Genomic DNA, 13,920 nt, shown 5'->3' on the forward strand with positions numbered 1-13,920 from the left:
ACCCGCGCCGCGCGTACTCAGGCCCCCCGCACCGCCGGTCAGTCGGCCTGGCGCAGGCCCCCGAAGACCAGCCGGACCACCGTGTCCGCCACCTCGCGCTCGTTCATGCCGCGGCCGTCCGGGCGGTACCACTCCACGATGGAGTTGATCATTCCGAAGACGAGCCGGGTCGCGAGGCGTACCTCCACGTCGGCGCGCACCTCGCCGTCCGCGGCGGCCGCCTTCAGCAGTTCGGCGACCTGGTGGTCGAAGTCGCGGCGGCGCTCCAGCGCCCACCTTTCGGTGTCGGTGTTGCCCCGGACGCGCAGCAGCAGCGTGACGTACGGCAGGTCGGTTATGAGCACCTCGACCATGCGCCGGACGACGTGCTCCAGCCGGTCGGCGGCGTGGCCCACGCGCGCGTGCTCCTCGTCGAGGATTCCGAAGAGCCCGTCCAGCGCACGGCTGACGGCCCGGCGCAGCAGCTCCTCCTTGCCCGTGACGTGGTGGTAGATCGACGACTTGGAGATGCCGGCCGCCTTGGAGAGGTGCTCCATGGACGTGCCGTCGTAGCCGCGCTCGTTGAAGACCTGCACGGCGACCGAGAGCAGCGTCTCCGGGGTGTACGTGTCGCGCTTGGCGGTGGTCATGAGGTGTTGCCCTCCCGCTTGTCGGAGGCGTACGCGTGGCGGTACAGCGCGAGGGACGGCGCGTAGCGCCCCGAGGGGTCGCGCAGGTGCAGGTCGTCCAGGAGGGCGTACGCCCAGTTGCGGCCGAGCCTGCGGCTCCACTCGAAGGGGCCGAGCGGGTAGTTCACGCCCAAGCGCATCGCGGTGTCGATGTCCTCCTCGGTGGCCACGCCCTTGGCGACGGCGTCGTGCGCGAGGTCGACGATCCGGGCGACCGTACGGGCGACGATCATGCCGGGGACGTCGCCGATGACGCTGACCTGCTTGCCGAGCGCCTGGAAGAGCCCGGTGGCCTCGGCGAGGGTCTTCGGCGAGGTGTCCTGGGAGGCGGACAGGGCGATCCGGGTGGCCCGGCGGTAGTCGAGGGCGAGGTCGAAGTAGACGACGTCCCGGAACTCCACGGACGTCTGGCCGTCGGCGAGCGCGAGCTGGCCGCCGCTGGGCAGCACCAGGCGGGTGCCGTGGTCCTCGTCCTCCTCGCGCACCGGGATGCCCGCCTCGCGGATCAGGGACAGCAGCTCGGCGGCGGGGCCCAGGTCGCCCTCGGCGACGACGTAGGCGGGCGGGGAGGCCTGCTCGGCGGTGTGCGGCTCGTCCGGCTCGGCGTCCTCGGCGTAGTCGTACCAGCCCTGCCCGCTCTTGCGGCCGAGCCGGCCGGACTCGACCAGGCGGCGCTGGGCGAGCGAGGGCGTGAAGCGCACGTCCTGGAAGAAGGCCTGCCACACGGAGTGCGTGACGGACTCGTTGACGTCCTGCCCGATGAGATCGGTCAGCTCGAACGCGCCCATCCTGAAGCCGCCGCACTCGCGCAGCACGGCGTCGATGGTGGCCGGGTCCGCTCCTTGCGCCTCGTGGACGGCGAAGGCCTCGGCGTAGAAGGGCCGGGCGATGCGGTTGACGATGAAGCCGGGGGTGTCGGCGCAGGCGACCGGTGTCTTGCCCCAGGCACGTGCCGTCTCGTACGCGCGCGTGGCGTACGTGACGTCGGTGGCGAACCCGGAGACGACCTCGACCAGGGGGAGCAGCGGGGCCGGGTTGAAGAAGTGCAGGCCCACGAAGCGGCCGGGCAGGCGCAGGGCGCCGCCGATGGCCGTGACGGACAGGGACGAGGTGTTCGTGGCGAGCAGACAGTCCTCGCCGACGATGCCCTCCAGCTCCCGGAACAGCTCCTGTTTGACGTCCAGTCGCTCCAGGACGGCCTCGACGACCAGGGCGCAGTCCGCGAGGTCGGCGAGCGCCTCGGCGGGCAGCAGCCGGGCACGGGCGGCGTCGCGGTCGGCGCCGGTGAGGCGGTCCTTCTCGACGAGCCGGTCGAGCCGGGCGCCGATCGCGTCGGCGGCGGCACGGGCGCGCCCGGGAGCGGCGTCGTACAGCCGTACGGGATGGCCCGCGACCAACGCGACCTGGGCGATGCCCTGGCCCATGGTGCCGGTGCCGACAACGGCCACGGGGCTGCTGAGGTCGAGTGCTGTCATGTGCGCGATCCTCCCGCACGGGGTTTTCCACAGATGCGGCGGACCCCCTTGAACCGACCGATCGTTCGGTTACTCTAACTCTGACTGGCTGTTCCTGCCCATGTTTCTGCCCAGGTCATGAGCTCGACGGAGAGCTCTGGAAACGAGGAGTTGGTCCCGCATGGCCGCCGAACTGACCGCCCACGAGCTGATCGCCAAGCACCGGCCCACCCTCGACCAGGCGCTGGAGGCGATCCGCACCCGCGCCTACTGGTCCCCGCACCCCGAGCACCCCAAGGCCTACGGCGAGAACGGCAGCCTGGACATGGCGGCGGGCAAGGCCGCCTTCGACGCCCTCCTCGGTACGCGCCTCGACCTCGGCCAGCCCGGCACGGACGGCTTCGTGGGCGGCGAGGTCTCCCCGTACGGCATCGAGCTGGGCGTCGAGTACCCGCACGCGAACATCGACGAGCTGCTGCCGGCCATGAAGTCCGGCATGCGCGCGTGGCGGGACGCGGGCGCGGAGATCCGCGCGATGGTCTGTGTGGAGATCCTCAAGCGGATCAGCGACCGGACGCACGAGTTCGCGCACGCCGTCATGCACACCTCCGGCCAGGCCTTCATGATGGCGTTCCAGGCGGGCGGCCCGCACGCGCAGGACCGAGGCCTGGAGGCGGTGGCGTACGCGTACGTCGAGCAGGTCCGCACGCCCGACACCGCGGAGTGGACCAAGCCGCAGGGCAAGCGCGACCCGCTCGCGCTGAACAAGCGGTTCACGCCGGTCCCGCGCGGGATCGCGATGGTCGTCGGCTGCAACACCTTCCCGACGTGGAACGGCTACCCCGGCCTGTTCGCGTCCCTGGCGACCGGCAACGCGGTCCTGGTGAAGCCACACCCGCGCGCGGTGCTGCCGCTCGCGCTGACCGTGCAGGTCGCGCGGCAGGTGCTCGCCGAGGCCGGCTTCGACGCGAACCTGGTCGCGCTGGCCGCCGAGCGCCCCGGCGAGGGCATCGCCAAGACCCTCGCCACCCGCCCCGAGATCCGGATCATCGACTACACCGGCTCCACGTCCTTCGGCGACTGGCTGGAGTCCAACGCCCGCCAGGCACAGGTCTACACGGAGAAGGCCGGGGTCAACTCGGTCCTCGTCGACTCGACCGACGACTACAAGGGGATGCTGTCCAACCTGGCCTTCTCGCTGTCCCTGTACAGCGGCCAGATGTGCACCACCCCGCAGAACCTGCTCGTCCCCCGCGACGGCATCCGCACCGACGAGGGCCCCAAGACCTACGACGAGGTCGTCGCCGACCTCGCGCGTTCGGTCGACGGCCTCCTCGGCGACGACGCCCGCGCGAACGCGCTGCTCGGCGCGATCGTCAACCCGGACGTCAAGGCCCGCCTGGAGGCCGCGGCCGGCCTCGGGGAAGTCGCCCTCGCCTCCCGGGAGATCGCCAACCCGGAGTTCCCGGACGCCGTGGTGCGTACGCCGGTGATCGTGAAGCTGGACGGCGCGAAGCCGGACGACGAGGCCGCGTACATGAGCGAGTGCTTCGGGCCGGTGTCGTTCGCCGTGGCCGTCGACTCGGCGTCGGACGCGGTGGAGCTGCTGCGGCGGACCGTGCGGGAGAAGGGGGCGATGACCGTCGGGGCGTACACCACCGACGACGAGGTCGAGGCGGCGGTCCAGGAGGTCTGCCTGGAGGAGGCGGCGCAGTTGTCGCTGAACCTCACGGGCGGGGTGTACGTGAACCAGACGGCCGCGTTCTCCGACTTCCACGGTTCTGGGGGTAACCCTGCGGCGAACTCGGCGCTCTGTGACGGGGCGTTCGTGGCGAACCGGTTCCGGGTTGTGGAGGTTCGTCGGGAGGCCTGAGAGCTCGGGGGTTCCGGGAATTGCGCGGCTGCGGGCCGTATGGGGCTGATCGCGCCGTTCCCCGCGCCCCTAGAGGTGCGCTCCGGTGGCCGTGCTCCAGTGGTAGAGCGTCATCGCCACGCTCGTCGCCAAGTTGTAGCTGGAGACCTGGGGGCGCATCGGCAGGGACAGCAAGTGGTCGGCACGCGCGCGTAGTTCGGCCGACAGGCCGCTGCGCTCGGAGCCGAAGGCGAGGACGGCGTCGTCCGGGAGCTTGGTGCCCCGGATGTCGTCGCCCTCCGGGTCCAGGGCGAAGAGGGGCCCGGGCGGCAGCTCCGTCACGGTCAGCCGTTCCACGGCCGTCGCGAAGTGCAGTCCCGCACCGCCGCGCACGACCGTGGGATGCCAGGGGTCCAGCGTGCCGGTGGTGACCACGCCGGTCGCGCCGAAGCCGGCGGCCAGGCGGATCACCGCGCCCGCGTTGCCGAGGTTGCGGGGGTGGTCGAGGACCACGACGGGGGCGGTGCGCGGGGTGTGCGCCAGCCTGTCGAGGTTGGTGGCACGGGACGGACGTACCGCCAGGGCGGCCACGGCCGTGGGGTGCGGGCGCGGCACCAGGGACGTGTACGTCGACTCCGGGACCTCGGTCAGCAGTGCGTCCAGGACGTCCCGTACGTCCGGCGCCAGTTCGTCGGCGAGGGCGAGCGCGGCCGCCCGGTCGACGGCGACCGCCACCGGGACCTCCGCTCCGAAGCGCACGGCGTGCTTGAGGGCGTGGAAGCCGTCGAGCAGCACCGAGGTGCCGGCGAGCCGGTTCCAGGAGGTCACGGTCATGCCGTGAAGCCTACGTGCGCGTGCTCGGGGTTCTCCGGGGCGCGCGGTCCGGGCAGTTCCGTACGGTCGTCACCGCGCCGCAGCAGCCGCGACAGGCCGCCACGCGCGCGTGCCGCCAGGCCGCCGAGCCGGCGCAGGAACGTCGTCGGCAGGAAGACCGCGTCCGCCGCGATCATCGCCAGGGAGAAGAACGGCAGTCCGAGGACGACCGCGATCACGGCGTGCTCGGTGATCATCGCGGCGAGCAGGACGTTCTTGACCCGCCGGTTGAACAGGGTGAACGGGAAGGCGACCTGCACGATGACCGTGCCGTAGGTGATGAGCATCACCATCAGGCCACTGGACGACAGCAGGTCGGCGAGGGCGGGCCAGGGCGAGAAGTAGTCGAGGTGGAGCGGGTAGTGGACGGCGGTGCCGTCCTGCCAGCGGGAGCCCTGGATCTTGTACCAGCCGGCGGTGGCGTAGATCAGACATGCCTCGGCCATGATCACCAGCAGTGCGCCGTTGTGCACGATGTTGCCGACGACGTCGAGCAGGACGCGGGGCTCCGCGGTCGAGGCGCGGCGGCTCACGAGCCACCACACGGCCAGCGCCGGCCAGATGCCCCACAGGATCACCGGCACGGTCGGGTCGCCGTCGAGGCGGCCCGTCGCGGTGACCGCGACCAGCGCGACCCCGAGCACGCCCCACAGGAGGGGGCCGATCCGGTCGGGCCGGTTCCGCTCGCCACGCGCGCGTGCCTCACGCGCGAGCCGGGCCCGGCGCTCGTCCAGCGACCAGACCTGGCCGCAGCGCGTGAACACCAGGTAGACGCACATCAGGTGCAGGACGTTGTCGCCGCCGTCGCCCATGAAGATGGAGCGGTTCTGCAGCGAGAGCACACCGACCATGAACAGCACGGACATCGTGCGGGTGCGCCAGCCGAGCAGCAGCAGCACGCTGGTCAGCACGGCGAACGCGTAGACGCTCTCGAACCAGAACTGGCCGCTCGACCAGATCAGGGCGGTGAAGGAGCCGTTCGTGCCGATCAGCTGCTGGGCGAGGTCGAAGTCCCAGGGGCCGTCGGGGCCGTACAGCTCCTGGCGGTGGGGGAACTCGCGCAGCAGGAACAGCAGCCAGGTCGCGGTGAAGCCGATGCGGATGACGGCCGTCTGGTGGGGGCCGAGGGCGGACTCGGTGATCCGGGCGATGGCCGCGGAGATCGCGAGGGCGAAGCGGTTCACCGGCCGCCCTCCTCGGTCCGGCGCAGGGCTTCCGCCCCGCCCGCGCCACCGGCCTGCTCCGCCCGCACGGACCACCAGGGCAGGATCCGGTCGGTCGGCTTGTCCGAGACCTGCTCGTCGCTCCACTTCGGCGGCCGCACATTGGTGGTGCGGGAGCGGACCTGCACGCGCTGGACGACACCGCCGTCACCGGCCGCGTTCGCCCGGTCGAGACGCAGCTGCACTATGTGCCGCAGATAGGTCTCGGACAGGGCGCCGCGCAGGCCCACGGGGCGGTTCTGGGCGTCGTGCGTGGCGACGAAGAAGTCCCAGGCCCGGCGCAGCTCGTTCTGCTGGGTGTGGCTGGGCAGGAGATTGCCGTCGATGGCCCGGCCGTCCTGGGCGGACAGGTCGTACCAGCCGGTGGTGCGGGTGCCGCCGTCGGCCGTACCGACCTGGGCGCGGACCTGAACGGCGATGTTCTGCTGGAGCGGGTTGGGCGCGAACAGCTTCCAGTTCTGTTCGAACTCCGGGTATATCCAGTCGTCGATCGCCTTGCCGTGCTGCTTGGTGACCGTGTTCGGCGGGGCGACGTGCAGGAAGACCATGCCTATGTGGACACAGACGGCTATGGCCACGACCGCCAGGGCGAGCGCGGCGCCGATCTGGTAGCGCAGGGAGAGGGCGGCCACGCCGGTGCGCGGTTCCGGGGGTGGCGGAGCGGGGGCGGCGGCGACGGGGGGAGGAGCGGGCGGGGACGCGACGGCGGCCGGGGCGTCCTGCGGCTCCTCGTCCGGCCCGTGCCGGGCGGCCGAGCCTGCGTCGTGCGCGTCTGCCATTCCGCTTCGTTCCCCGATTCCGGTTCCGGTCCGTCTGCCCTCAGCTCTCGCACGGGAACGGTACTCAGGCCCACCCGCCGGGCACAGCCCCTTCCGGGCCCACGTTGCCCACACCATACGGGGGTCCTACGAGCCCGTACGCGGAGCATTCCCTTCTTCTAGAACCTGTTCTATCTTGACGCCCCGTCAGACAGACACGTCAGATCGTCACCGTCAGATCGATACCTCCAGATCGCCGTGCGTGTGGAAGGGCAGGGACCGTGGACTTCACCTTCACCGAGGAGCAGCAGGCGGCGGCCGAGGCGGCGCGCGGGGTGTTCGCCGGGGTCGCGCCGGACGCGGTGCCCTCCCCCGCGCTCACGCCGGGTGCCGTCGCCGACGACTTCGACCGCCCGCTGTGGGGCCGGCTCGCGGACGCCGACCTGCTGAGCCTGCTGCTCGGCGAGGAGTACGGCGGGGCCGGTCTCGACGCCGTCGCGCTGTGCCTGGTGCTGCGCGAGTCGGCGAAGGTGCTGGCCCGGGTGCCACTGCTGGAGAGCAGCGCCGCACTGGCCGCCGTCCAGGCGTACGGCAGCCCCGAACTGAAGACCGAGCTGCTGGCGCGGGCGGGGCGCGGCGAGGTCGTGCTGACGGTCGCCGCGCACGGCCGCACCGGCCACGACCCGGCCGAGCTCGCGGTGACCGCCCGGCAGGACGGTGCCCGCTGGGTGCTGGACGGCGTGCAGACCGCCGTGGCCTGGGCGTACGACACCGATCTCGTCGCCGTCCCGGCCCGTACGGCCGCCGACCGGACCGTCCTCGCGCTGGTGCCGCGCGGCGCGCCCGGGGTGTCGCTCGGCGAGCAGTTCTCGACCAGCGGGGAACGGCTGGGGGAGCTGCGCCTCGACTCGGTGGGTCTCGCGGCGCGGAACGTCATCGACGCCGAGGGCGCCTGGGAGTGGCTGCGGGAGCTGCTGGCCACGGGGACGTGTGCGCTGGCGCTCGGGCTGGGTGAGCGGGTGCTGGCGATGACCTCGGAGTACGCGGGCAAGCGGGAACAGTTCGGGCATCCGATCGCCACGTTCCAGGCGGTCGCCGTGCAGGCTGCCGACCGGTTCATCGACCTGCGCGCGATGGAGGCCACGCTGTGGCAGGCCGCCTGGCGGATCGCCTCGGGAGCGCCGGGTGCGCTGCCCGCCTCCGCGGACGTGGCCGTGGCCAAGATCTGGGCCGCGGAGGGCGTACGGCGGGTCGTGCAGACGGCCCAGCATCTGCACGGCGGCTTCGGCGCCGACGTCGACTACCCGCTGCACCGGTACCACGCCTGGGCCAAGCACCTGGAACTGGCGCTCGGCCCGGCGGCGGCACACGAGGAGGCGCTGGGGGAGCTGCTGGCGGCACATCCGCTCGGCTGACCCGCGGACAACGCGCCCGCGGACACCGGGCGGGTGGCGGAAGCCCTACCGCACGTACCCGGACCCCTACCGCACGTACCCGGATCCCTACAGCACGTACCCGGACTGCCCCTCGTCGTTCACCACGGGACGTCCGACCGCCGCCCACACCTGCATGCCGCCGTCGACGTTCACGGCGTCGACGCCCTGCTGGACGAGGTACATCGCCACCTGCGCCGAACGACCGCCGGAGCGGCAGATGACATGGACGCGGCCGTCCTGCGGGGCGGCCTCGGTCAGCTCGCCGTAGCGGGCGACGAACTCGCTGATCGGGATGTGCAGGGCGCCTTCGGCATGGCCCGCCTGCCACTCGTCGTCCTCGCGGACGTCCAGGAGGAAGTCGTCGTCCTTGAGGTCGGTGACCTCGACCGTCGGCACGGCAGATCCGAAATTCATGGCTCCGACGCTACCTGAACGCTGCGCCGGCTGGGCGGGGCTCCTGGGGGGACGGTGGGGCTGCCGTCTGGAGGATGCGGGTCTCGTTGTGACCGGTCGCGCAGTTCCCCGCGGCCCTTAGGGGCGATTCCCGGGCTCTTGGCCGAGTAGTGCCGCCAGCTCTGCCTCCCGCTGCGCGACCTGGGCCAGCAGTTGGTCGGCGATCTCGTCGAGGAGGCGGTCGGGGTCGTCCGGGGCGAGGCGGAGCATCGCGCCGATCGCGCCCTCCTCCAGCTCCTTCGCGACCAGGGTGAGCAGTTCCTTGCGCTGGGCGAGCCATTCGAGGCGGGCGTAGAGCTCCTCGGCGGGGGTGGGGCCCTGGTCCTCGGGCACCGGTCCCGCGGCCCACTCCTCGGCCAGCTCCCGCAGCAGCGCCTCGTCTCCTCGGGAGTACGCCGCGTTGACCCGCGTGATGAACTCCTCACGCCGGGCACGCTCGGCCGCCTCCTGGGCGAGATCGGGGTGCGCCTTGCGGGCCAGCTCGCGGTAGAGCTTGCGGGCCTCGTCGCTGGGGCGCACCCGCTGCGGTGGCCGTACCGGCTGCTCCGTGAGCATCGCGGCGGCCTCCGGGGAGAGCCCCTCGCTGTCCATCCAGCCGTGGAACAGCTCCTCGACGCCGGGCATGGGCAGCACCCGGGCGCGGGCCTCGTCCGCCTTGCGGATGTCCTCGGGGTCGCCGGTGCGGGCGGCCGTGGCCTCGGCGATCCGGGCGTCGAGCTCATCGAGGCGGGCGTACATCGGGCCGAGCTTCTGGTGGTGCAGCCGGGAGAAGTTCTCCACCTCGACGCGGAAGGTCTCCACGGCGATCTCGTACTCGATCAACGCCTGCTCGGCGGCCCGCACGGCACGCTCCAGCCGCTCCTCGGGCCGCTCGGTCCCGCCCTCGGCCGTCACCTGCGCCTCACCACCCTGCTCAGCTCCGCCGACGGGCATCTCGGCACCACCATGCGGCCCCGCACCTGCGGGCTCGGCCTGGGACTGCTCAGCTTCGGGCGTCGTCACCCGACCAGCGTAGGGGACTGCGGCAGCTGAGCCGAGGCGCGGCACCGCGGCATGGACGGCACCGGTGTGGTCGCCGGCCTGCTGGGGCTGCCGGCGCCAGACCACGGGCCGGCCTGGAAACCGGCCTCGTCCTCAAACGCTGGACGGCCTGAATGACGCACCCCGGCCGCACGGTCCGCAGCAGGTCACACTCCGGCCTCCGCCGCGATCCGCCCCGCCCGCACCGCCGTGACCAGCGCGCTGTGGTCCGCCTCCGTGCGGTCGGCGTAGCTGACGGCGAACGTGGCGATCGCCTCGTCCAGTTCGTCGTTCTTGCCGCAGTAGCCGGAGACCAGGCGGGGGTCGGCGCTGTGGGAGTGGGCGCGGGCCAGGAGGGCGCCGGTCATGCGGGCGTAGTCGTCTATCTGGTCGGCGGCCAGGGCTGCCGGGTCGACGCTGCCCTTGCGGTTGCGGAACTGGCGGACCTGGAAGGGGAGTCCGTCGACCGTGGTCCAGCCCAGCAGGACGTCGCTGACGACCTGCATGCGCTTTTGCCCCAGGACCACGCGCCGCCCCTCGTGCTCCGCCTGCGGTGCCTCGAAACCGGCCGTCACCAGGTGCGGGAGCAGCGCCGACGGGCGGGCCTCCTTCACCTGGAGGACCAGCGACTCGCCTCGGTGGTCCAGGAGCAGGACGACGTAGGAGCGGGTGCCCACGCTGCCGGTGCCCACCACGCGGAAGGCCACGTCGTGCACCGAGTGCCGGGAGAGGAGGGGGTGGCGGTCCTCGGAGAGCGTGGTGACGTAGCTCTCCAGCGACGCCGCCACCGCGGCCGCCTCCGCGTCCGGGACCCGGCGCAGCACGGGCGGGGCGTCGACGAACCGGCGGCCGCCGTCCTCGGTCGGCTCCGTCGACTTCGCCGCGAAGCGACCGCTGGTGTTGGCCCGCGCCTTCTCCGCGACCCGCTCCAGCGTGCCGAGCAGATCATGGGCGTCGGTGTGGGAGACGAGCTCCTCGTCCGCGATCGCGTTCCACGCGTCCAGCACCGGGAGCTTGGCCAGCAGGCGCATGGTGCGCCGGTAGGCGCCGACCGTGTCATGCGCCGCCTTGCGGCAGGCGTCCTCGTCGGCGCCCGCCTCCCGGCCCGCAAGCACCAGGGAGGTGGCGAGCCGCTTGAGGTCCCACTCCCAGGGGCCGTACAGCGTCTCGTCGAAGTCGTTCAGATCGATGATCAGGCCGCCGCGCGGGTCGCCGTACAGGCCGAAGTTGGCCGCGTGGGCGTCGCCGCAGATCTGGGCGCGGATGCGGGTCATGGGCGTGCGGGCGAGGTCGTACGCCATGAGTCCCGCCGAGCCGCGCAGAAACGCGAAGGGCGTCGCCGCCATCCGGCCGACCCTGATCGGCGTGAGCTCGGAGAGCCGGCCGCGGTTGGACTCCTCGACGGCGGCCACGGCGTCCGGGCGGGCGGCGTCCAGATCGAGAAGGGCGTGCTCACCGCGTGGCACCCGTCCGCGCAGTGCCTTGCCCTCCTCCTTGGGCGAGCCACCGCCGGGCCACTCGGCGAAACCGCGCACCCGGGGCAGCCGACGCGCCACGGATGCCGACGGCGCCTCCGCACGCGACTTCGACGCCACCGCGGCCGCCTCCGCCGCAGCACCCGCACCGACCTCGGTCATCTCGACCGCCTCCCCCGCTCACCCACGACCATCGCCACGAACATCAACTCGTGCCGACGTTACAGCCGGTGGCCGAAACGCGTCAGACCCTGTGGACAACTCCGCGGCGTGGACAACTCCGTGTCCGCCGCACGAGCCGCCTGTGGAAAGCCACCTGGAAACCCGGTTCCCGCACCCGGAAACCCGGCTCCCGGAGAACCCGCCTCAGCAGCCCCCGGCCCCGCCCCCCAGGTACGTCTTCGCCCACCCGCCCAGCTCGGTCAGCGCCGGCTCCAGCGCGGCGCCCGCCTCCGTCAGCCGGTAGACGACCCGCAGCGGCGGCCCCTCATAGACCTCGCGCACCACCAGTCCCGCGGCGGCGAGCTCGGTGAGCCGGTCGGAGAGCATGCGTTCGCTGATGCCGGGGATCGCCCGGCGCAGGGCGACGAAGTACGCGGGCCCCGCGGTCAGGACGGACACGATCGGGCCCGTCCAACGCTTGCCGAGCAGCTGGAAGACCTGGGTGATCCCCTCGTCGACCCGCTTGCACGCCCCTACGTCGTGACTCTGCTCACCCGCCATGTCACCCGCCATGCCCTTCAGGGTACTGCCTTCCCGTACGGGGATGAAAAAAAGTAAGTGACTGTGTTATCCATAGTCGAGTACAAACTTACAGTCGCTTCCCATCCGTCTGTTTCCCCTGTTTCCCTGTTCCTCTGTTCCCCTCTGGAGACCCTCATGGCCACGCTCCTGCACATCGACTCCTCCGTCTTCCCGGCCGACGCCTCCTCCTCCCGTGCCGTCGCCGACGCCTTCCGCACTGCCTGGCGCGAACAGCACCCCGAAGGCACGGTCATCCACCGCGACCTCGCCACGAACCCCGTACCGCACATCACCGCCCACGCCCACACCGCCGGCTTCTCCGATCCGGCCACGCACAGCCCCGAGCAGGCCGCCGCCTTCGCGGAGCGCGTGCAGCTGATCGAGGAGCTGGAGCGTGCGGACGCGGTGCTGATCGGCGCCCCGATGTACAACCTGACGATCCCGTCCACGCTGAAGGCCTGGCTGGACAACGTGGTCCTGTTCGGTCGTACGGCGGGCGACGCCCAGTCGGTCAAGGGCACCCCGATCACCGTCGTGGCCAGCCGCGGCGGCGCCTACGGACCGGGCACCCCGCGCGCGGGCTACGAGTACGTGCAGAACTACCTGTCGGCGGTGCTGACCGACTTCCTCGGCGCCGACCTCGACTTCATCGTCCCGGAGCTCACGATGGCCCCGGCCGACCCGGGGATGGCCGAGCTGGTCCCGCTCTTCGAGGCCTCCCGTGAGCGTGCCCTCGACGAGGCCGCCACGAAGGCGAAGCAGCTGGCCCAGCGGCTCGCGGCTTAGGGGTCCTTTCACTAGGAGCGCCCGATCAGGTCGCGTGGTCTGGTGCCGTGCACCGCAAGGCGCCGGAAGGTCCTCGTAGCGGAGCAACTAGGTGTGCTGTCCGGAGAGGTTGGTGACGCGGCGAGGTGCGGTGCCAGACCACGCGACCCGGACGGGCACAGTGAAAGGACCGCTTAGTCGCGCCGAAGGGCACGCGCGCGTGAGGCCCCGGTCGAGCGGTCCGGGCCTCTGCGCGTGCGCGTGCCGCGCCTCGTCCACAACAACGGGCAGGCACCGGCCGTCACCCGGAGCCACCGCCCCCACGTCCCGCGACTCCCCGCACCGCCACCCCGTCCGAGGAGCCGCGCGATTTCCCAGCCGCGTGCTGCTGCCCCGTCGACGGCGGACACAGCGCCAGGACCAGCCCGAGCATCGCGAGCACGGTGACCCGCATCAGATGCGCACCCCTGCCCCACTCGCTCCCCCGAGGCGCGTCCCCCCGAGACCCGCTGCACCGAGGGCCGGCCTCCGCCCGTCACCCACGCCGTCCCACCCCCACCACGAACCCGAGCCGGCGAGCAGCCGTCAGCACCGTTCGCCGGACGGGAAGCGGGCCGCTCAGCCGAAAGCCGGACCGCCCCGACCGACTCGGACGGCCCACCGGCACAATCACCGCATGCAAACGCTCTCTATCGTCCTCGTCGCCCTCATGGCGCTGCTGCACGCCTACATCCTGGTCCTGGAGATGTTCCTGTGGCAGCGCGGCCCGGGCCGCCGCTTTCACGGCTTCGACGCCGAGATGTCCCGCGCCACCGCACCCCTGGCCGCCAACCAGGGCCTCTACAACGGCTTCCTCGCCGCAGGCCTGGTCTGGGGACTGATCGCCGACGACCCGACCGGCTACCGCGTCCAGATCTTCTTCCTGTCCTGCATCGTCGTCGCGGGCGTGTACGGCGCCGCCACCGCCAACCGCCGCATCCTCTTCGCCCAGGCACTGCCCGCGGCCGTCAGCCTCGCCGCGGTCATCGCCGCCGGCTGAGCCCCGCTGGACGCTGGACGAGAGCAGGACCGTCGTCGCGTACTGAACGGCTGTACCGAAGATTCAGGGACCGCGCCGATGACGTTCGCGTCCTGGTTGTCAGATGTTCGCTCGGCAATGAGAGCGCCAGGACGCGACCGAGCCGGGGAACCCGGGAGTT

At 72.1% G+C, this 13,920-nt stretch carries 13 protein-coding genes; 4 read left to right on the top strand and 9 right to left on the bottom strand.

The features are described from left to right. Positions 1 to 38 precede the first annotated feature (38 nt). The gene (locus tag ACFZBP_RS08580) at positions 39 to 629 is read right to left on the bottom strand and encodes a TetR/AcrR family transcriptional regulator (RefSeq protein WP_383449717.1); all 591 of its coding nucleotides are present in this window, start codon (positions 627 to 629) and stop codon (positions 39 to 41) included. Beyond that, entirely contained in the window at positions 626 to 2,143 is a 1,518-nt protein-coding gene (locus ACFZBP_RS08585) for a 3-hydroxyacyl-CoA dehydrogenase (protein WP_383449716.1), read from the bottom strand. Before ACFZBP_RS08585 ends, ACFZBP_RS08580 begins: the two co-directional genes overlap by 4 nt. A gap of 160 nt (positions 2,144 to 2,303) precedes the next feature. Here ACFZBP_RS08585 and paaN point away from each other — a divergent pair, with 160 nt between their 5' ends. Next, complete coding sequence (paaN, locus tag ACFZBP_RS08590) at positions 2,304 to 3,995, top strand: phenylacetic acid degradation protein PaaN (RefSeq protein ID WP_391411162.1); 1,692 nt, start codon at positions 2,304 to 2,306, stop codon at positions 3,993 to 3,995. A gap of 69 nt (positions 3,996 to 4,064) precedes the next feature. Here paaN and ACFZBP_RS08595 read toward each other — a convergent pair whose 3' ends face one another. The 3 genes from ACFZBP_RS08595 to ACFZBP_RS08605 are packed head-to-tail and all read right to left on the bottom strand — an operon-like array spanning position 4,065 to position 6,849. Further along, positions 4,065 to 4,808: a TrmH family RNA methyltransferase gene (locus tag ACFZBP_RS08595; protein ID WP_391411164.1), complete on the bottom strand. Its 744-nt coding sequence runs from the start codon at positions 4,806 to 4,808 to the stop codon at positions 4,065 to 4,067. Continuing rightward, a complete protein-coding gene (locus ACFZBP_RS08600) occupies positions 4,805 to 6,031 on the bottom strand; it encodes an HTTM domain-containing protein (RefSeq protein ID WP_391411166.1) in 1,227 nt (408 codons plus the stop codon). The genes ACFZBP_RS08595 and ACFZBP_RS08600 overlap by 4 nt, the downstream gene beginning before the upstream one ends. Further along, entirely contained in the window at positions 6,028 to 6,849 is an 822-nt protein-coding gene (locus tag ACFZBP_RS08605) for a DUF5819 family protein (protein ID WP_391411168.1), read from the bottom strand. Before ACFZBP_RS08605 ends, ACFZBP_RS08600 begins: the two co-directional genes overlap by 4 nt. A gap of 260 nt (positions 6,850 to 7,109) precedes the next feature. Here ACFZBP_RS08605 and ACFZBP_RS08610 point away from each other — a divergent pair, with 260 nt between their 5' ends. Continuing rightward, entirely contained in the window at positions 7,110 to 8,243 is a 1,134-nt protein-coding gene (locus ACFZBP_RS08610; RefSeq protein WP_391411170.1) for an acyl-CoA dehydrogenase family protein, read from the top strand. A gap of 87 nt (positions 8,244 to 8,330) precedes the next feature. Here the strand turns inward: ACFZBP_RS08610 and ACFZBP_RS08615 are convergent, their stop codons facing one another. The 4 genes from ACFZBP_RS08615 to ACFZBP_RS08630 all read right to left on the bottom strand — a co-directional run bounded on the left by ACFZBP_RS08615 (position 8,331) and on the right by ACFZBP_RS08630 (position 11,935). After that, positions 8,331 to 8,660: a rhodanese-like domain-containing protein gene (locus ACFZBP_RS08615; RefSeq protein ID WP_062721297.1), complete on the bottom strand. Its 330-nt coding sequence runs from the start codon at positions 8,658 to 8,660 to the stop codon at positions 8,331 to 8,333. Between the two features lie 135 nt (positions 8,661 to 8,795). Continuing rightward, the gene (locus tag ACFZBP_RS08620) at positions 8,796 to 9,719 is read right to left on the bottom strand and encodes a hypothetical protein (RefSeq protein ID WP_391411172.1); all 924 of its coding nucleotides are present in this window, start codon (positions 9,717 to 9,719) and stop codon (positions 8,796 to 8,798) included. Between the two features lie 185 nt (positions 9,720 to 9,904). Next, on the bottom strand, positions 9,905 to 11,374 hold the full coding sequence (locus tag ACFZBP_RS08625; RefSeq protein ID WP_391411175.1) for a DUF2252 family protein: 1,470 nt from the start codon (positions 11,372 to 11,374) through the stop codon (positions 9,905 to 9,907). Positions 11,375 to 11,578: 204 nt separating this feature from the next. Continuing rightward, entirely contained in the window at positions 11,579 to 11,935 is a 357-nt protein-coding gene (locus ACFZBP_RS08630) for a winged helix-turn-helix transcriptional regulator (RefSeq protein WP_383449861.1), read from the bottom strand. 156 nt (positions 11,936 to 12,091) lie between these two features. Between ACFZBP_RS08630 and ACFZBP_RS08635 the strand changes: the two genes are divergently transcribed. After that, positions 12,092 to 12,742, top strand: coding sequence for an FMN-dependent NADH-azoreductase (locus ACFZBP_RS08635; protein ID WP_383449708.1), 651 nt, complete (start codon positions 12,092 to 12,094; stop codon positions 12,740 to 12,742). Positions 12,743 to 13,397: 655 nt separating this feature from the next. Further along, the gene (locus ACFZBP_RS08640) at positions 13,398 to 13,760 is read left to right on the top strand and encodes a DUF1304 family protein (protein WP_391411177.1); all 363 of its coding nucleotides are present in this window, start codon (positions 13,398 to 13,400) and stop codon (positions 13,758 to 13,760) included. Positions 13,761 to 13,920: the final 160 nt, after the last annotated feature.

The sequence above is a fragment of the Streptomyces sp. NPDC008086 genome (assembly GCF_042957325.1).
Taxonomy (GTDB): domain Bacteria; phylum Actinomycetota; class Actinomycetes; order Streptomycetales; family Streptomycetaceae; genus Streptomyces.